17 protein-coding genes and 1 pseudogene are annotated in these 17,366 nt (G+C 71.7%); 8 read left to right on the top strand and 10 right to left on the bottom strand.

What is annotated here, in order from left to right:
• Positions 1-85 precede the first annotated feature (85 nt).
• The 6 genes from IE99_RS0118470 (at position 86) to IE99_RS0118495 (ending at position 5,648) form a co-directional block, all read left to right on the top strand.
• Complete coding sequence (locus IE99_RS0118470; RefSeq protein ID WP_030172000.1) at positions 86-2,599, top strand: sensor histidine kinase; 2,514 nt, start codon at positions 86-88, stop codon at positions 2,597-2,599.
• Entirely contained in the window at positions 2,596-3,018 is a 423-nt protein-coding gene (locus IE99_RS0118475) for a roadblock/LC7 domain-containing protein (protein WP_030172003.1), read from the top strand. Before IE99_RS0118470 ends, IE99_RS0118475 begins: the two co-directional genes overlap by 4 nt.
• A gap of 5 nt (positions 3,019-3,023) precedes the next feature.
• Positions 3,024-3,407, top strand: coding sequence for a DUF742 domain-containing protein (locus IE99_RS0118480; protein ID WP_030172006.1), 384 nt, complete (start codon positions 3,024-3,026; stop codon positions 3,405-3,407).
• A complete protein-coding gene (locus IE99_RS0118485) occupies positions 3,388-3,984 on the top strand; it encodes a GTP-binding protein (RefSeq protein WP_030172008.1) in 597 nt (198 codons plus the stop codon). The genes IE99_RS0118480 and IE99_RS0118485 overlap by 20 nt, the downstream gene beginning before the upstream one ends.
• Before the next feature lie 40 nt (positions 3,985-4,024).
• Positions 4,025-5,167: an acyl-CoA dehydrogenase family protein gene (locus tag IE99_RS0118490; protein ID WP_030172010.1), complete on the top strand. Its 1,143-nt coding sequence runs from the start codon at positions 4,025-4,027 to the stop codon at positions 5,165-5,167.
• Positions 5,168-5,258: 91 nt separating this feature from the next.
• Positions 5,259-5,648 carry a hypothetical protein gene (locus tag IE99_RS0118495; RefSeq protein ID WP_030172012.1) on the top strand — a complete coding sequence of 130 codons (390 nt, stop codon included), beginning with the start codon at positions 5,259-5,261 and terminating at the stop codon, positions 5,646-5,648.
• A 27-nt stretch (positions 5,649-5,675) separates the two neighbouring features.
• Here the strand turns inward: IE99_RS0118495 and IE99_RS0118500 are convergent, their stop codons facing one another.
• The 7 genes and pseudogenes from IE99_RS0118500 to IE99_RS0118530 form a co-directional block, all read right to left on the bottom strand.
• Positions 5,676-6,641, bottom strand: a complete 966-nt coding sequence (locus tag IE99_RS0118500) for a phosphotransferase family protein (protein ID WP_037559689.1) — start codon at positions 6,639-6,641, stop codon at positions 5,676-5,678.
• A 13-nt stretch (positions 6,642-6,654) separates the two neighbouring features.
• Positions 6,655-6,909, bottom strand: a complete 255-nt coding sequence (locus IE99_RS33115) for a hypothetical protein (RefSeq protein WP_030172016.1) — start codon at positions 6,907-6,909, stop codon at positions 6,655-6,657.
• Between the two features lie 29 nt (positions 6,910-6,938).
• A pseudogene (locus IE99_RS33670) lies at positions 6,939-7,247 on the bottom strand (phosphotransferase); the annotation flags it as partial.
• A 162-nt stretch (positions 7,248-7,409) separates the two neighbouring features.
• Positions 7,410-7,541 carry an amino acid--tRNA ligase-related protein gene (locus IE99_RS33440; protein ID WP_211258849.1) on the bottom strand — a complete coding sequence of 44 codons (132 nt, stop codon included), beginning with the start codon at positions 7,539-7,541 and terminating at the stop codon, positions 7,410-7,412.
• Between the two features lie 821 nt (positions 7,542-8,362).
• Positions 8,363-9,034 carry an amidase domain-containing protein gene (locus tag IE99_RS31280; RefSeq protein WP_169744453.1) on the bottom strand — a complete coding sequence of 224 codons (672 nt, stop codon included), beginning with the start codon at positions 9,032-9,034 and terminating at the stop codon, positions 8,363-8,365.
• Entirely contained in the window at positions 8,982-12,272 is a 3,291-nt protein-coding gene (locus IE99_RS0118520; protein ID WP_030172022.1) for a fibronectin type III domain-containing protein, read from the bottom strand. The genes IE99_RS31280 and IE99_RS0118520 overlap by 53 nt, the downstream gene beginning before the upstream one ends.
• Before the next feature lie 634 nt (positions 12,273-12,906).
• A complete protein-coding gene (locus IE99_RS0118530; protein ID WP_030172032.1) occupies positions 12,907-13,092 on the bottom strand; it encodes a hypothetical protein in 186 nt (61 codons plus the stop codon).
• Positions 13,093-13,206: 114 nt separating this feature from the next.
• Between IE99_RS0118530 and IE99_RS0118540 the strand changes: the two genes are divergently transcribed.
• Positions 13,207-14,301 (top strand): zinc finger domain-containing protein, encoded by a 1,095-nt coding sequence (locus IE99_RS0118540; RefSeq protein ID WP_030172035.1) that lies wholly within the window; start codon positions 13,207-13,209, stop codon positions 14,299-14,301.
• Positions 14,301-14,450 carry a hypothetical protein gene (locus tag IE99_RS31955; protein WP_157610373.1) on the top strand — a complete coding sequence of 50 codons (150 nt, stop codon included), beginning with the start codon at positions 14,301-14,303 and terminating at the stop codon, positions 14,448-14,450. The genes IE99_RS0118540 and IE99_RS31955 overlap by 1 nt, the downstream gene beginning before the upstream one ends.
• 15 nt (positions 14,451-14,465) lie before the next feature.
• On the opposite strand, the gene IE99_RS0118550 is transcribed toward IE99_RS31955, so the two are convergent.
• The 3 genes from IE99_RS0118550 to IE99_RS0118560 form a co-directional block, all read right to left on the bottom strand.
• Positions 14,466-15,122 carry a TetR/AcrR family transcriptional regulator gene (locus IE99_RS0118550; RefSeq protein WP_211258850.1) on the bottom strand — a complete coding sequence of 219 codons (657 nt, stop codon included), beginning with the start codon at positions 15,120-15,122 and terminating at the stop codon, positions 14,466-14,468.
• 16 nt (positions 15,123-15,138) lie between these two features.
• A complete protein-coding gene (locus tag IE99_RS0118555) occupies positions 15,139-15,846 on the bottom strand; it encodes a Crp/Fnr family transcriptional regulator (RefSeq protein ID WP_051712716.1) in 708 nt (235 codons plus the stop codon).
• 169 nt (positions 15,847-16,015) lie between these two features.
• Positions 16,016-17,311, bottom strand: coding sequence for an erythromycin esterase family protein (locus IE99_RS0118560; RefSeq protein ID WP_211258851.1), 1,296 nt, complete (start codon positions 17,309-17,311; stop codon positions 16,016-16,018).
• Between the last annotated feature and the right edge of the window lie 55 nt (positions 17,312-17,366).

Here is a 17,366-nt window from a genome sequence, read left to right on the forward strand (position 1 = left end):
TGACGAACTGGCCGTTCAGATTGAGAGCTAAGTATGCTTCCTCGCTGTTAGTGCAGGTTGTGGGGGAAATCCAAAGGAGTGGCCCGTGTCCGAGGCCGAGCAAGCACGCGGCTCTCATGGGAAGGCGCGCACCCGTCCCATCCGGCAACGGATCGCGCTGCTCCTCGCGCTCCCGCTCGCGACGCTGATCGCGCTGTGGGCGTTCGCGATGACGATCACGCTGTCCGCCGCCCTGGAACGCGACGACTACACCACCGTGTACGAGCAGGCCGGCCTGCCCGCCCTGGACGTCACCAGCCTCGTCCAGGCCGAGCGCGCCGCCGCCGTCGCCGTCCTCACGATGCGGGACACCACCCGCGCCACCCGCTACCAGCAGGCGATCGCCGCGACCGACAAGGCCGTCGCCGCCTTCCGCAAGACCGGGTTCGCGGCGGACACCACCGGCGCGATGGACGCGAACGTCCGGCAGCGCCTCGGCGACCTCAACCGCTCGTTCGGCGTCCTCGGCGTGCTGCGAGCCCAGGTGAACGGCCAGCGCATCACGCCGGTCGCCGCGATCGACGCCTACGGCGCCGTCAACGACGGCGCGCTGCGCATGCTCACCACCCTGGTCAGCGTCGACGACGTCGCCGTCTACCAGCAGAGCACCGCGCTGCTCTACTCGTACTGGTCCCGCGACTTCATGCTGCGCGAGGACGCCCTGATCTCGGCGCTGCGCCCCGGCGGGCGCGTCGGCGTCACCACCCGCGCCGCGTTCGCCCGGTGGGCCGGCAGCCGCGAGGAGCTGTTCAAGCTCGGCAACGCGCCCGTCCGCAACGACATCGCGACGATCCTCAAGCGCGTCGACGGCTCCGTCGTCTACGGGCGGTACTCCACGCTGGAGGCCCGCTTCGCCAAGGAGGGCCTCGTCCCCGACCAGGCGGACTGGCGGGCCCAGATGGCCACCCTGTCGCCGCTGTGGATGAAGTCCATCTCCGACGCCAACGCCGTGCTGCGCGACAAGCTCATGCAGCCCGCCATCGACAGCATCATGACCCGCTTCTACATCGCGGGCGTCGCCGGCCTCGCCGGCGTCATCCTGTCGATCGTGCTGTCGCTGCTGTTCGCCCGCCGGATCGCGGCGGAGCTGCGCCGCCTGCAGAACAGCGCCCAGCACCTCGCGCACGAGCAGCTCCCCCGCGTCGTCGCCCGGCTGCGCCGCGGCGAGCGCGTCGACGTGGACGCCGAGGCGCCCCGCCCCGCCACCGGCAAGACGCGCGAGATCGCCTCGGTCGCCGACGCGTTCTCCGCCGTCCAGCGCACCGCCGTCGGCACCGCCGTCGGCGAGTCCGAGCTGCGCGCCAGCATCAACCGCGTCTTCATCAACCTGTCCTGGCGCAGCCAGTCGCTGCTGCACCGCCAGCTGCGGCTGCTCGACCAGATGGAGCGGCGCGCGTCCAGCCCCGAGGAGCTGGACGACCTGTTCCGCCTCGACCACCTCACCACCCGCATGCGGCGGCACGCGGAGGGCCTGGTCATCCTGTCCGGGTCGCCGACCGTCCGGGCCTGGGACCACCCCGTCGCGGCCGAGGACGTCGTCCGCGCCGCCATCGCCGAGGTGGAGGACTACACCCGGATCGAGGTCGTCGGCGTCACCGCCGCGGCCGTCAGCGGCGCCGTCGTCGCCGACGTCATCCACCTGCTCGCCGAGCTGATCGAGAACGCCGCGTCGTTCTCGCCGCCGACCACCGAGGTCACCGTCCGCGTCGAGACCGTCGCGAACGGCCTCGCCGTCGAGGTCGTCGACCGCGGCGTCGGCCTGCACCCCGAGGAGCTCGACGAGCTGAACCGGCGGGTCTCGCAGTCGGTCGAGTTCGACCTCGTCGACACCGACCGGCTCGGCCTGTTCGTCGTCTCGCGCCTCGCCGCCCGGCACGGCATCCAGGTCAAGATGCAGCCCTCCGCGTACGGCGGGACGACCGTGATCGTCCTCATCCCGCACAAGCTGGTCGTGGTGGACGAGGACTGGCACCCGCCGGCGCTGGAGGCCGCCGACGCCGGCCAGGGCGGCGGGCACCGCCTCGGCCGCCCGGCGCGCCCCGCGCTCGCCGGCCCCGCCGCCGGGATGAGCGCCGCGATGGGCGGCGCGCCCGCCTACGTCCCGCAGGCCGAGCCGTCCGCCGCGCCGGCGGCCCCCGCCGCGCCCGTGGCCGCGCCCGAGTACGTCCCGCCGACCGAGCCGCCCGTCCCGGCCGCCGGCCCGCCGGCGCCCCTTGAGCCCCTCGCGCCGTCCCGGACGTCCGGCGCCCACACCGTGGCAGGGGGCGCGCACGCCCGGCCCGAGGAGAAGGAGGAGCACATCGAGACCGACACCGCGGCGGCCGACGGCAAGCTGCCCCGCCGCGTGCGGCAGCGCAACCTCGCGCCGCAGCTGCGCGACAGGCCCGCCGCGCCCGCGCCGGGCGGCCACGTGGACGAGGCCGACGACGACTTCGACGAACCGAGCCCCGAGCTCAGCCGCGACCTCATGGCGTCGCTGCAGTCGGGCTGGCTGCGCGGCAGGGACACCGGCACCGACGCCGGCGAACCCGGCGCGCACGAGGAATGGGGGGAATCATGACTCAGCCGGGCCACGTGACCGGTGAGCTCGACTGGCTGCTGGACGACCTCGTCCAGCGCGTCGGGGAGGTGCACCAGGCCGTCCTGCTGTCGCGGGACGGGCTCGTCATGGGCGCCTCCGGCGGCGTCACCCGCAAGGACGCCGAGTTCCTCGCGGCCCTGTCGTCCGGCTTCCACAGCCTGGCGAACGGCGCCCGCGACCACTTCGGCGCCCGCTCGGTGCGGCAGACGGTCGTGGAGCTGGACGGGCTGCTGTTCTTCATCATCCCGGCGGGCAGCGGCAGCTGCCTCGCCGTGCTGAGCGACGCGGGCGGCAACGCCGGCCTCGTCGCCTACGAGACCACGATGCTGATCAAGCGGGTGCGGCGTCATCTGGGCGCGGCGCCGCGCGCGGGCGCCGACGCCCCCGGCCCCGGGTGAGCGGCATGGAGGAGACGCCGAGAGAGCGCTGGGTCGGCCGGGAGGCCGGGCCCGTCGTCCGGCCGTACGCGGTCACCCGCGGCCGGACCCGGACCCGGGGCGGCCTGGTCATCGACCTCGTCACCATCCTCGTCGCGACCGGCCGGACGCCCGGCGACCGGGTCTGGCTGTCGCGCGAGCAGCGGCGGCTGCTGGAGCTGTGCCGCCGCCCCAGCACGCCCGCCGACCTCGCGTCGGAGACCGACCTGCCGTTCCGGGTCGTCCAGATCCTGCTCGAGGACCTCCACCAGTACGGACTGATCGAAGAACTGCCGCAGCCGGAGCGGGACTCCGGCCGTCCCGACCCGCAGATCCTGATGAGAGTGCTCGATGAACTCCGCCGCATGTGACGGCCCCTCCGCCCGCGACGCGGACGACGTGCCGCTGCACACCCTGAAGATCCTGGTGGCGGGCGGGTTCGGCGTCGGCAAGACCACGTTCGTCGGCGCGGTCAGCGAGATCCGGCCGCTGCGCACCGAAGAGGTGCTCACCGACGTGTCCGAGGGCGTCGACGACCTCAGCGGCGTCGAGGCGAAGTCGACCACGACCGTCGCGATGGACTTCGGCCGCCTGACCTTCTCCGGCGGCGTCCGGCTGTACCTGTTCGGGACGCCCGGGCAGGAGCGGTTCTGGTTCATGTGGGACCAGATCGCCTACGGGGCGGTGGGCGCCGTGGTGCTCGTCGACACCCGCAGGCTGACGTCCAGCTTCGCCTCGATCGACTTCTTCGAGCAGCGCGGCATCCCGTTCGTCATCGCGGTGAACTGCTTCGACGACGCCCGCCGCTACAGCACCGACGAGATCCGGGACGCCCTCGACCTGGACCCGGACGTGCCGGTGCTGCTCACCGACGTCCGGCACCGGGACGGCGCGAAGGCGATGCTGGTGCGGCTGGTCGAGCACGCCCTCCAGATGTCCCGCGCCTGATCGCCGCCCGGTACCGTCGGGGGTGCGAAAGGAGTCCCGCATGCCCGCCGTCCGCCATCTGCCCACCTCGGAGTCCGAGGACCTCATCGCGCTCACCCGCGAGCTCGCCGCGAAGGAGCTCGCGCCCCGGGTGACCGCCGCCGAGCGGGAGGGCGCGTTCCCCCGCGAGGTGTTCGCGACCCTCGGCGCGGCGGGGCTGCTGTCGCTGCCGTACCCGGAGGAGTTCGGGGGCGGCGCCCAGCCGTACGAGGTGTACCTCCAGGTGCTGGAGGAGATCGGCGCCGTGTGGGCGAGCGTCGGCGTCGGCGTCAGCGTGCACGCCCTCTCCTGCTTCCCGTTGTTCGCGTACGGGACGGACGAGCAGCGCTCCGCGTGGCTGCCCGGCATGCTGTCGGGCGAGAGGCTCGGCGCCTACTGCCTGTCGGAGGCCCACGCGGGCTCCGATCCCGCCGCGATGCGGGCGCGGGCCGTCCGGGACGGCGACTCCTACGTCCTGGACGGGGCGAAGGCGTGGACGACGCACGGCGGCGAGGCCGACTTCTACACCGTCATGGCCCGCACGTCCGACGACGGCGCGCGCGGGATCTCGTGCTTCCACGTCCCCGCCGGCACGCCCGGCCTGGAGTTCGACAGGCCCGAGGACAAGATGGGCCTGATGGGCTCGACGACGGCGACCGTCCGGCTGGAGGGCGTCCGCGTCCCGGCCGGGAACCGCATCGGCGCCGAGGGGCAGGGCCTGTCGATCGCGCTCGCGGGGCTGGACGCGGGCCGGCTCGGCATCGCGGCCGTCGCGACGGGGCTCGCCCAGGGCGCCCTCGACACCGCCGTCCGGTACGCGAAGGAGCGAGAGGCGTTCGGTAGGGCGATCATCGACCACCAGGGCCTCGCGTTCGTCCTCGCGGACATGGCCGCCGCCGTCGAGTCGGCCCGCGCGACGTACCTGTCGGCCGCCCGGCTGAAGGACGCGGGGCGCCCCTACGGCCGCGAGGCGTCCATCGCCAAGCTCATCGCCACCGACAACGCCATGAGGGTCACCACGGACGCCGTGCAGGTCCTCGGCGGCGCCGGCTACACCCGCGACTTCCCCGTCGAGCGGTACATGCGGGAGGCGAAGGTCATGCAGATCTTCGAGGGCACGAACCAGATCCAGCGCCTCGTGATTTCGCGTCACCTGGCCCGATAGGCAACGTTTCTACCTGCGCAGTTGGGATACCGCACCCAGCTATCCCCGTTCTCGGCACGCTTTCGCCCGTTCTCGATACGGGTTCGCCCGCATGATCGTCTCCCAGGGGTCTCCCAGCGGCTCCCTGCCCGAAGACGCGCGGGCCAGCATCGTCGAAGATGTCGAGCGTGCCGTCTCCCAGTTGCGCGCCTTCGACTGGCTCACCCGGCAGCCCCTCCGCCGCCTCCCCGTCCTCGTCTGGTTCGCCGACGAGGACGGAGGGCTCGTCGGTCATCCCGCGGACCTGTCCCCCGAGGAGGCCCGCACCGCGTTCGACGCGTGGGTCGGGCATCTCGCCCTCTCCCCCGATCCGGTTCGCCACCGTGGCGGAATCACCCGGCTGCGCGCGCAGGAGCAGGTCGACGGAGTCCTTGTCACCCTGCATGCCGAGTACCGGCCACCCCTGGGGCGTCGGCCTCTCCCGCGGCACGGACAGCGGTGACCAGAACGGCGCGCTCCATGGCCGGCCTTAGCGGTACAGGGTCCGGCGGGCGCGGGCGGCTCGACGGTCCATCAGCCAGGTGAGGCCGGCCTGCCCCTTGGCGGCCTGGTGGGCGCGCAGCCCCGGGATGTTGGCGGGCGGGGGGCGCAGGGACTGGGTGAGGTGGTCGCCGCAGAGGGCGGCGAGGACCGCGTCGACCTGTTCGGCCGGGACCGTTCGGGTGTGGGGGTGGGCGCGCCAGACCGGTTCGGGGTCGATGCCGCTGAAGGCGGCCACCGAGGGCAGCAGGAACAGCAGGTCCATCCACGGTGTGGTGGTGACGGCGTACGGCCAGTCCACGACCATCACGGTGTCGCGGGTGAGGAGCAGGTTGTCGGCGCGCAGGTCGGTGTGCGCCAGGGTCTTGCCGGTCGCGGCCTCGGCCCAGCCGCTTTCGAGGTCAGCGAGCAGATCGAGGTTGTCGCGCGCCCGGGCCGGGAGCCGATCGGGCCTGTGCGGGCCGTCCCCGGCGGCCATGCGGCGCCAGGAGGAGAAGTTGTCCGCCAGGTCGTCGGTGATGGGCAGGGCGCCGTCGAAGGCGGGGGTGAGGGTGTCGGCCATCGCGGCCAGCGCGGTGACGACGCGGTCCAGGTCGCGGATCGTCCAAGGCTGGGCGGGTGGATGTCCGTCGATGTCGTCGAGGGCGAGGGCGACCCAGGTGCCGTCGTCGTAGCTCCAGCGCAGCCTCGGCGCGGGGGCGGTGGCCGGCAGGTCGCGCATGACTTGGGCTTCGCGGCGGTAGAGCGCGGGCGCGTGCGGGTCGCGGGCGGTGGAGATGGCCTTGAGGAAGACACGGCGGCCATCGGCCAGGGTCAGCCGGGACGCCAGCCCGGGGCTGAACCCTCCGGTCTGGCGCTGCTCGGTGGTGACGGCCGCGCCCATAGCGGTGGTGAACGCCGCCCGCAGCGGGCCGGGCAGCTCGTCCCACCCGATCCGGTTGGTGTGGCCGGTCATGTTCCCCTCGCGGTCATCGCTGGCACTGACGCATCCCGTCACGTCCGATGTCTAGCAGTAACCGCGTCTCGTCGCTGTGATTGTGGTGCAGGTGGTACTCGCGGGCGGCGCCGAGGAACTCCATGGCCGCGGCCGCCATGCCGTAGGCGGCCAGCGCGGCGTGTTCGGCGGCGGTGAGCTGGTGGTGCCGGTCGTACTGGGCCGCCAGGGCGGTGAGCCGGTCCGGGAGCGGATCGGAGGCGCCGGCGGTGAGGTTGGCGGCGGCCACGGCCAGTTCCTGGATGCGGGGTGCCGCCCGGCGGCGCCGTAGTCGATCAGGACGATGCGGTCGGCGGTGTCGATGAGCACGTTGCCCTTGGTGATGTCGCCGTGGATGAGGGCGTCGGGCAGTTCCCATGTCGGTACGGCGGCCATCGCCGAGACGGCGGCGTCGACCAGTCGGCGGGCGGGGGCGTCCAGGTGGTCGCGGACCGCGGCGGCGGTCGGGGCCAGCTGCGGGATCGCCCACGGGTCGCAGACCGGCTCAGGGTGCAGGCCTGCGGTGTGGAGCCGGTCGAGCTGGTCGATCAGGTCCGCGGATTCGGCGGAGGTCGGCGGCCGGTCCAGAGCTTGACGATATGTAGCGGCCGGTGGGGGTGGTGACCGCGAGGTTGGTGTCCTCGTAGCCGGTGCTGATCGTCGTCCAGGCGGTGACCTCGCCCAGGCGGCAGGTGGCGGCCGCCGCGTGGGCGAGGCGGGCGCACTGGAGCGCGGGGAGGCGGGTGCGGGTCATCGCGGGCTGCCGTGCGCGAGGGGGAAGGGGATGACGTCGCTGATGGACGGTGCGGCGGTGAGGGCCTGCACGAGCCGGTCCAGGCCGATGCACAGGCCGCCGGCGGGCGGCATCCCGGAGGCGAACACCGCTTCGACACCTGGTTCGAGACGACGCTGCGCAAGGAGTTGTCCAAGCCTGGCATACACCTGCGGACGTACCGCCGCTCGCGCTGACTCAGACACGACGAAGCAGCCCCCGCCCTCCCGGAGGAGGAGCGGGGGCCGCTGCGCGCTCTGGGCCTGCCCGGGGGGCGGGGTGCCCACGCGGGAGTGGTTTCGCCAATGTGAGATCTTGTCCGGCTGGAAACCGGACAAGATCTCACTCACTGAGGAATGCGAGCGCAGCTGCTCGTGTTAATAAGCGTAGCCGCCCGGGCAAAAAGTTCCGGGTATGATAGCCCGCATTTTCGGTGGCCGATCTGCGAGGCTTGCGAATCGACGCACATCGACCGGCCAGAGCCCGTTAGGCCCGTCGACCGTTAGACCGTCCTTGCCGTAGTCGTTGAAGTCCAGCATGAGACGCCGCTGGGGTTGGCCGTAGACGAGACAGACCATCACCAGGGGCCCGGTTTGTTCGTCATCGAGCTCGGCTTGTACCGGGCCCTGAAGCGAGTTTGAGAAGTACCTGATCAGCCATGCTGCCCCTTTCTCGGCGTCCGATCCTCCACGGCGGCCTCTGTGGTCAAGATCGAGTCTGGCGAGTCCGGCCACGTCCCGCTGGCGAATTTCGGTGATTACTTCTCCGACTCGGGTTCGCAGGGCGGGCGCGTCGGGTCCGGTAAAAGTAACTCCTGGCGGCGGGGGGGAAGGCGCATCGTCGGCAGAGCATCCAGCCAGCGGGAGCATCGCGACAAAAACGATCATCGCCGCCGCGCGCCGCCAATGTTCTACCCCGTGCCCGAACATGGTCACCACCTCACCCACACGAATCCGACCCCGCCGACGTATTCCTCGGCTGTTGGCCACAGCGGCTTGTAGGTATCGCCGTGCGGCCTGCCGGTGGTTGTACGGGTCTGCTGAGCCATGTAGATTCCGTACTTATTATTCTTTGTCTTCCTGGACACGATGGCCGCGTGCGAGATTGGCCTTCCTTTATAGCGCCTGAAGAAGATGGTGTCACCCACCTGGATATGGGCGTAGGTGGGCTGCCAATACCCGCGAGTTCCTCTGCTTCCGAACTTCCAAGTCGTGAAGTGTTGCATGCTGTTCTCGGCGCCGGCCCAGGTCCAGGAATCCCTAAGCCAATTCGTCCACCATGCGCCTCTGTACTCATACCACCCGTTGATGTGACGGGCGCCGCCGCCCTTGTTAATCGCATGGGACACGAAATTGGTGCAGTTTTCGTAGTGCCTTTGCTTGTGCGTCTTAGCGTTGCGAATCGCCCATGTCGCAATCCCGGTGTGGTAGAGGCCGCTACTTGCCCGGCCAAGGGTGGAGCTGGCTCGCGCGCTTACCGACGGGGTCGTGGAGAGGTCTTGGGAAGGGGCGAAGGCTTCGTCGGGAGGTTGAGGCAGTGCCTCTTCCTGTTCAGGCGTGTAGGCGTTGATTTCTGCCGGAGTCGGGGTGGCGTCTGAGTCCACGAGGGTCAGGGTCGGCTGCGGCGGTGCGGCGGCCTGTATCGATCGGGCGGCCATCGCACCGGCGGTGCTCGGAACGGAGAAGCTGAAGGTGCTCTCGCGGTTGAACTCGTTGGTGACCCGCTGTTCGGTCTCGGCGCCGAGGTCGTTGGCGTAGACGGTCTGGCCTTCGATTGTGGCGGTTACGGTGACGGTGCCGGTGTCCGCCGAGTACGCGACGAAGGTCGCCGGATACGTGGTCGACGTGCTGATCTGGGCGGCCTGGTGTGTGGCGGCGGCCTCTCGTGTTTGGACCATCTGGTCGGTCTGTGTCGTGAGGAGGTCCTCGAAGGCGCTTTCCCTGGGAGCTGGCTTCCACGGCGGCCGCAGCGGTGTCGAACTCGCCTTCCATGATGCCGTTCTGGCTGCTCAGGTACTCCTTCACGGTGGTCACGAACGTGTTCGCGCCGAGAGGTATCGCCTGTGGGGTCACCGTTGGAGTGCTGGCCCATGGGCCGGGTCCGTGACCGGAGCGGGCACGGATCCGGAAAAGGTAGGCGGTGCCGTTGGACAGGTCGGAAATCTTGACCTGTGTGTCGGGCGTGGTGACGGTGCGCAGTACCTGGCCGTCCGGGCCTACCGCCTCGATCTCGTATTCACTGATGGGAGAGGTCTCGGTGGCGTCCTCGCCCTCGGTGACCTCGCCTGCGGCTCCGGGATCGCTCGGCGGCGTCCACGTGACCAGGGCGGCGCCGTCGCCGGCCGAGGCGACCGGTCCTTCGATCATCCCTGGAGGACCGGCCGGGATGTAGGTGACTGTGGCGGATATCGTGCTCGCAGGGATGGTGATCTCCGGCAGATCCTGGCCTTGGGTACGCAGGAACACGCCGTCGTTCTCGTCGGCGCCGTGCTGCCATATGGCGCCCAGTTCACCGAGGTCCAGCTTCGGGCTCGCCGAACTCGTGGTCTCGGTCACCGCGTCTGGGAGGAGTTTCTCCTCAGTTTCGGCCCCGGTCGGCTGCGCGGACAGGTTCTCGGCCAGTTGGTGCGCCGACAATGTGACCGCGTCAGGGCAATCGGGCGCACAGGAGGGTGATCCGAGGTCGATCGTGACGCTGGTGACGCGGGCGCCCGCAGGTAGCGAGGCCAGGTCGACCTTGAGTGCCGACAGTTGGGCGTCGGTCGACGTCCCGCCCACTCTGACGGCGGTGTCGTCCGCCAGCGGGCACGCCGAGCCATCGCACGCCTGTGCGCCGACCTTGGCGGTCCTGACGCTGATCTTGTCCGAAGCCAGAGTCAGGCTGCGGGTCTCGGGCTGGGGGCCGGTTCCCTCTGCGGTGAAATTGGTCAGTGCGCTCCTGGGTGTGCAGGACGCACCGACACAGGCATCCATCTGCCACTGGTAGCTCTGTCCGAGCCGGACCAGGCCCTCTGGCAGCCGCAGGCTGACGCGCTGGCCGCCTTGAACGGTGCCTTGGCCGATCGGGCTGGCCCCCAGCTGCCGGCCTGCGGAGTCGAAGAGATTGAAACGTCCGGTAACGATTCCGTTGGAGGGCCGTGAGACCGTGCCTGAGAGGACCGGCACTTCGGGGTCGCCGAGGTCGGCGTCCAAGGTGGCCGGAACCAGAGGCGCGTCCACCGTAAGTGCCTTCCACGCTGACCACAGCGCGTCCCGGCCGTCGTCGACCTTGACCCGGAATCGGTACGCACCCGGGTTGGTCAGCCGTCCTGCCGGCACTGTCCACGTGGCGGGCTGGCCGACGGGGACGGCGCTTCTCGTGCCGCTGGCCACAGGAGCGCCAGACAAGGCGGGGGCGACCTCGAAGGTGTAGGTGATCGGGCCTGCGCCATCGGAGGCCGTGGCCGACAGCACAGGGGCGGCATCGGTGACGCGGACGCCGTCGGTCCCTTGGCGATCGGAGGGAGTAGCGGTCAGCTCGGTGAGGGCCGCCAACGGTTCCGGCCGCACGAAGTAGCCGCGGATGGAGAACTGGACGTGGACGGTGGAGTCGCTGTGGTTGGTTACGGTGAGCTTGCCGTCGGTGCCCGGTCGGACGATGTCGGTGAGCTGGCTGGTCTCACCCTTCATGAACTGCAGGGTGCCGAGCTTCGCCTCGGTGCCCCCGGTGGGAGTGATCGACAGGGAGCCGGTGGCGGCGGGCTGGAAGGCGGTGAGGCTGCCGGCGACCGCGGAGATCCGCTGCATTGGGGTGCTGGTGGCGGAGGTGGCGGTGAAGGTCAGCGATGCGCGTGCGGCCAGCGGGGTGGTGGTGCCGCCGGGGGTGCCGACGCCGCTGTCGGTGCGCAGCAGCGTCTTGGGCTCGACGGCCTCGAACCCGGCCCCGTCGGTGTCGGTGGTGGTGGTCTTCTTGAAGTAGCCGCGGACGGCGATGGCGACGTTGATCGGGTTGGCGCCGTGGTTGACCAGCCGGATGCGTCCGCCTGTGCCGACGCGGACGATGTCGGTGAGGCTGTTGTTCTCCCCTGCGGTGTACAGCAGGGTGGAGGAGGTGGGGTCGGACTCCCCGTCGGCCCACAAGGAAAGGCCGGCGTTGGTGGTGGCGCCCAGGGCGGCGATGTTGATCGCGACCGAGTCGACGCCGGTGGCGGGGATCCCGGCCTTGCCTGTGACCTGGAGGGTGATCGGGGTCTTGGACGCCAGCGGGGTCTTGGGTCCGTCGGCGGGGCCGATGCCGGGGCGGGAGTCGTAGATGTAGGCGGCGTTGAGCGGGTGGTACTCGGTGGCGGCCTGGGTGGCGGAGGCGTCCAGGAAGTAGCCGCGCACCGCGATCCGCACGTCCACCGGGTTCGGCCCCGTGTTGGTCAGGGTCAGCTTCCCGGTGGAGGTGAGCCGGATCAGGTCGTCGGTGGAGTTGTGATCGGTGGGGTTGTAGTACAGCGTCACCGCGGTGGACGGCTTGTCCGAGGGCCGCAGCACCAGATAGCCGTAGCCGTCGGACCCGCCACGCTTCCAGATGTTCAGCGCCACCGCCGACACCCCCGACGCCGGGATCCCGGCCTTCCCGGCGACCTGGACGGTCACCGACCCGTTGGCCGGGATCTCGGCGACCGGGGCGTTCACTCCGGACAGGGTGTCGTACAAGCCGACCAGCGGCAACGACACGAACTGCCCGCTGGTGCCGGTGTCCGCTCGGGCCAACTGGCCGGGCCAGGCCAGGACGACGAGACCTGCGGCGGCCATCACCAGCGCGGTGGCCAGCACCAGCACCCGTGTGCGGGCATGCTGCAGAGACGAACCCACTAAGGCTCCTTGTGCACGTGATGAGAGGGCGCGTCCCCGTGCTACCGGGGGAAGCTCACTTAGGGCACGCGCTGATGAGGCTGTCGCGCGACCACTGAACGCCGCCCCAAGGTAGCAACCAGTCAAAGATGCCTAAAACGGACGTAAGTAAAATTTGGAGTCGGTGGTGTCAACGCCCCCCTGTGGGAGCACCCGGGATCCTGAGGAAGCTGGGGAACCACCTCTGGGAGCAGAGCGGCTCCCGCGGACCTCAATGCGGGCAGCGCCATCGCCCGCACAACGAAACACGCCCCGCCTCCCGAAGGAGACGGGGCGTCTGTGAACCCTGATGGCTACCGGCGACCAGCCAGGCGCCCTGAGGCAATCTCCAGCCGGCTGACCCGCAGGGCTGCGGCGCGCCACCCATCGCGGACCTGGTCACCCGAAAGGTCTCCGACGTCGGCAGCAAGGTCGACCGGCTGGCCGACCAGCACGACGGGCTCCGGCAGGACCTCGCCGACGCCCGCACCGACATCGCCGACCACGGGTCGACTTCGGAGACCTTGTCGTAGATCTCTCGCGCTCCTATCTGGACGCCGAGCGGGTCGGGCGGCTGGGTCACGTCACGCTCCATTTCGGACGGGTACAGAGCCGGTCATGCGGTGTCGGGAGACGAGATACTGGCGTCCCACAGGCCGCCGTCACGGGCGGCTTTGATGCCGCTGTAGGGCGGCTGACCGGTCTTGGCGGGGGTGGTGAGGCGGACCTGCGCGATCCGGACCGTGCCGACCACGGCGCGGGGCGCCTCGAACGCGACCTGCGAGACGCGGGCGAGGAGCACCTGAGGCTGCGCATCTATACGACGCTCGGAGACGCCCCCGTCAACTCCCTGTTCAGCAGGGAGGAGATCCGGGCCCGGGAGATCGCGCTACGGAAGCGGTAGGCGGCGAACACTGTGGAGAACTGCCGGTCGCTCCTGGCCACCATCCTCGGCGACGCCCGGGACGCCGGCCTGGTGGACGCCAACGCGGCCAGCCGGCGCGGGAACCGCCGCGGAAAGGTGATCACCCGCCGTCTCGAGCGGACCACCGCGCCCAAGGAGTGGCTCACACCGCTGGAAATCCTGCTGCTCGCCGAACGCGCGGCCGCGCTGACTGGGCGCGATGACGACTTCGTCATGTGGACGGTGTGCGGCTGGTGCGGGCTGCGATGGGGCGAGCTGATGGGGCTCCAACGCTCGGCGTTCCTCGGCGACAGACTGAGGATCGACGTTCAGCTGTCGCCGCCCAACGGCGGCCCGTTCGTGCTGCGCCATCCCAAGAACGGCTCACTTCGCAACGACCAGCCCCAGTTCTTCTGCGCTGTAGACCTTCCCCCCTTCCTGTCCGCGCTGCTGACCCGTCACATCTCGACTCGCCCCCCTGCGGATTGCGGCTGTGGCTGCGGCGGGCGCAAGTTCCTCTTCCTCAATAAGGAGGGTGGTCACCACTTCCACGGCACCTACGAACAATTCCCCTGGTCCCAGGCCGCCCACGGCGTCGTCTCCGGCAGGCCGCCGCGCCCGGGACGCTCGGCCGATGCCCCGGCGAGGCCGGTCCTGGTGGACTGCTCGGCGGGCTTTCCGGGCCGGCCCCTGTCACCGGCGTGGCCCAAGGCGGACGGCCCTGTTTGGACGCCGCCGCTGATTCGCGGGGTGCCGCGCTACGACCAGCCCGTCATCGACGTCGTGGCCGTGGACTGCCCGAGCTGCCCTGCGCGCGAGGGGCAGCCGTGCCGCTCTGCCTACGGCGCGGTCCTCTCCAACCGCCCGCACCGGCCTCGCGTCCGGGCGGCTGCCGAACAGGGGCACCGCCGTGTTCTGGCGCTCGCGTTTCGGCTGCCGATCAAGGCGGGGCTCACCCCCCATGGGCTGCGGCACTCCCACCGGGTCCTGCTGGACGAGATCGGCACTCCGGACGTGCTGGCCCATGACCGGCTGGGGCACAGCAAGCCGGGGATCGGGCGCGTCACCGCCTCCCCAGCCCCGGCACCCGTCCGAATGCGCAGGTAGTGGCCTATGGCGGCGTCGTCAGCCTGGCGCCGCCGATGATCAGGGACGGAGCGGGAGAGGCGGGCGCCTCGAAGCACATGCAGATCTTCGAGGGCACCAACCAGATCCAGCGGCTCGTCATCTCCCGGCACCTGTCCCGCGAGGCGTAGCGCGCCGGCGGGCGGTCATCCGCCGGCGGGGCGCCCGTCGCGGCCCGCCGGCAGCAGGCTGGCCCGCATCGCGCCGGCCAGCCACTCCCGGAAGGCCGCTTCCGGCCAGCCCCGGCCGTGCACGAGCGCGCCGTAGTGGGCCGGGTCGTTCAGCAGCCACAGCACGTCGGTGGCCCGGTCGAGGCCGGTGCGCAGCCGGCCGGTCCGCGCCGCGTGCGCGGCGACCCGGGACGCGGCGTCCCGCCGGTCGGCCCGCAGCGCCCGGCGCAGCTCCGCCACCTCGGGATCGGTGCCCGCCGCCCGGTGGACGACCCCCAGCACGCCGGAGGCGCGCCCGCCGAGCAGCGCGCACACCCCCGCGTAGGCGTCCAGGACGTCGGCGGGGCACGACGCGTCCCACACCGGCCGGAACCAGGGCCGGTCGGCGGGCGGCACCGGCTCGTCGTCGCCGCCGAGGGCGCGGTCGACCACCGCCCGCAGCAGCGCGGGCTTCGGCCCGCACGCCGCGGCGACCGCGGACCGGTCCACGCCCGCGGCGAGCGCGACCGCGGCGATCGACGTCGCCTGGTACCCGTCGCGGACGAACAGCTCACCGGCCGCCGCCACGATCGCCCGCCTCGTCCGCCGCGCTCCGTCCCCGCGCACGGACGAGCGGTGCCCCCAGGTCTCCACGCCGGAAATGTTACGGTCAGTCCTGCCCTGCGGCGAAGGTCCGCAGCCGGGGCAGGTCGACGACGGTGATCCGGCGCCACCCGGTCCGGATCAGCCCCTCCCGGCGCAGCCCGTTCAGCGCGCGGGCGACCGTCTCGCGTGACGCGTCCATCCAGCTCCCCAGCTCCTCCTGCGACAGCGGCGGCCCGATCTCGATGCTGCCGTCGGCGGCGGGCGGCACGTAGGCCGCCGACAGCTCCGCCAGGTTCGCCAGCAGCAGCGCGAGGCGCTGCGTCCCCCGGCTCGCGACATGGGCCTTCAGCCGCCGGTCCTGGTCGTCGAGGCGCTGCACGAACGTGCCGGTGACGAGCCGCCACACCTCCGGGTGCGCCTCCAGGAACCCGGTGAACCGGGCGGCGGGCACGACCAGCGCCCGGATCGGCGACAGCGCCGTCACCGTCGCCGACCGGGTGCGCCCGCCGAGGGCCGCGCTCTCCGCCAGCAGGTCCCCCGGACCGCGGACGGCCAGCACCACGTCGTGCCCGTTCTCGGTCGAGGACGTGACCTTCACCCAGCCGCGCTCGATGATGATCACATGGTCGGACTCGTCGCCCTGGTACACCAGCGGCGACCGCACCGGGTAGTTCTTTGGGCGCGCGGCGGCCCGCAGGGCGGACCGCTGCGCCTGGTCGAGCGCCGTCCAGAACCCCGGGCGCGGCGCGGACGGGGCGGGGTGCAGAGCCAACGGCTCCTCCTCGGAGTCCTCGAAGCGCCGAATGGCGTTCGTACCGCGGGGTCAACCGAACGGTAAACCTCTCATGCCGGGCAGGGGAAGCCACCCGGCCGATCCGCGCGGCCCCGGCGCCCCTGACGCCGCCGGCGGGCGGCGGCGTCAGGGGGCGGCGTCAGGGGGCTCAGACGCCGCTCGGCACGGTCGCCCGCTCCCGCCGGCCCACCGGTTCCGCGCGCAGCGGGGTGAGGGCCGAGGTCGTCCGGAACCAGCACAGCGCGTCGTACCGTTCGGCGACCTTCGTCCGGACGTACTGGCGCGCGTCCAGGTCCGGGTCGTAGACGACGCCGATCGCGCGGTGCCCGAGCCACGTGTCGAACCACTTCGGCCGGCCGGACTCCGGCGGCGCGATGAACAGCGCGCGCTGCAGCTCCCGCTCCGACTCGGCGAGCAGGGCCTCCAGCGAACCGTGCGCGGGCGGCGGGACGTGCACGACCTCCTGCGGCCCGCCCCAGCGCGGCGCGGCGACCACCTCGCCGGGCCCGCCCGCGAACCCGACGACGCACACGTTCCCGCGGCCGTGCCGGTCGCGGGCCAGCTGCCCGACACTGACCATTCCCCGGCCGCGCATGTCGGTGGCGCGGGCGTCGCCCACGTGGGTGTTGTGCGCCCACACGACGCCCTTCCCGCCGTGGTGCTCCAGCAGCCGGTCGAGCGTGTCGGCCATGTGGGTGTCGCGGATGTTCCACGACTCGGGGCCGCCGTCGATCATCGTCCGGTAGTAGAGCTCGGCGTCCGCCGCGACCTCCGCGTTCTGCCGGGCGTCCAGCTCCGCCAGCGCGTCCCCGGCCCGGCCGCGCGGCGACGGGGCGCGCATCCGGGTCAGCAGCGCGAGGACCTCGTCGGCGCAGCCGTCCGGCACGAGCGCGGTGTTCCACCCGTACGCCTGCGGGTCCTCGCCGTGCGGCTCGAAGCAGCGGTACGCGGCGAGCGCCGTGTCGAGGTGCTCGGGGCGGTGCTCGGCGACGTGGTCGGTGACGGCGCGCAGCGACTCGTACAGGCTGTAGACGTCCAGGCCGTAGAAGCCGGCCCGCAGCTCGGACGGCAGCTCGGCGTTGCGGTCACGGAGCCACCGGCAGAACCCCGCCGTCTCCTCGTTCGCCCACATCCACGTCGGCCACCGCTCGTAGCCGCCGAGGACCGCGCGGGGGTCGTCCGCCGCTCCTCCGGCGAGCGTCACCGACCGGCACACGCGCATGCAGTCCGGCCAGTCCCCCTCGAGCGCGACGAACGCGAACCCCTTCTCCGCGATGAGCCGCCGGGTCAGCGCCGCCCGCCACGCGTAGTACTCGTGGGTGCCGTGGGACGCCTCCCCGATCAGGACGATCCGGGAGTCCCCGACGCGGTCGAGGAGGGGGCCGAGGTCCTCCTCGTACTCCAGCGGCAGGGCGGACCCGAGGACGTCGTCCCCGGTGCTCACCGCGGGTCCCCCCGCTCGCCCGCCTCGGCGCCGTACCGGCTGCTTCCTGGACGTG

The sequence above is a fragment of the Spirillospora albida genome, assembly GCF_000718255.1.
Taxonomy (GTDB): domain Bacteria; phylum Actinomycetota; class Actinomycetes; order Streptosporangiales; family Streptosporangiaceae; genus Spirillospora; species Spirillospora albida.

Coding starts and splice junctions, on each gene's coding strand:
- IE99_RS0118485 (WP_030172008.1), top strand. CDS start 3,388: ATGAACTCCGCCGCATGTGACGGCCCCTCCGCCCGCGACGCGGACGAC.
- IE99_RS0118480 (WP_030172006.1), top strand. CDS start 3,024: ATGGAGGAGACGCCGAGAGAGCGCTGGGTCGGCCGGGAGGCCGGGCCC.
- IE99_RS0118490 (WP_030172010.1), top strand. CDS start 4,025: ATGCCCGCCGTCCGCCATCTGCCCACCTCGGAGTCCGAGGACCTCATC.
- IE99_RS0118475 (WP_030172003.1), top strand. CDS start 2,596: ATGACTCAGCCGGGCCACGTGACCGGTGAGCTCGACTGGCTGCTGGAC.
- IE99_RS0118500 (WP_037559689.1), bottom strand. CDS start 6,641: ATGACCGGCCACACCAACCGGATCGGGTGGGACGAGCTGCCCGGCCCG.
- IE99_RS0118495 (WP_030172012.1), top strand. CDS start 5,259: ATGATCGTCTCCCAGGGGTCTCCCAGCGGCTCCCTGCCCGAAGACGCG.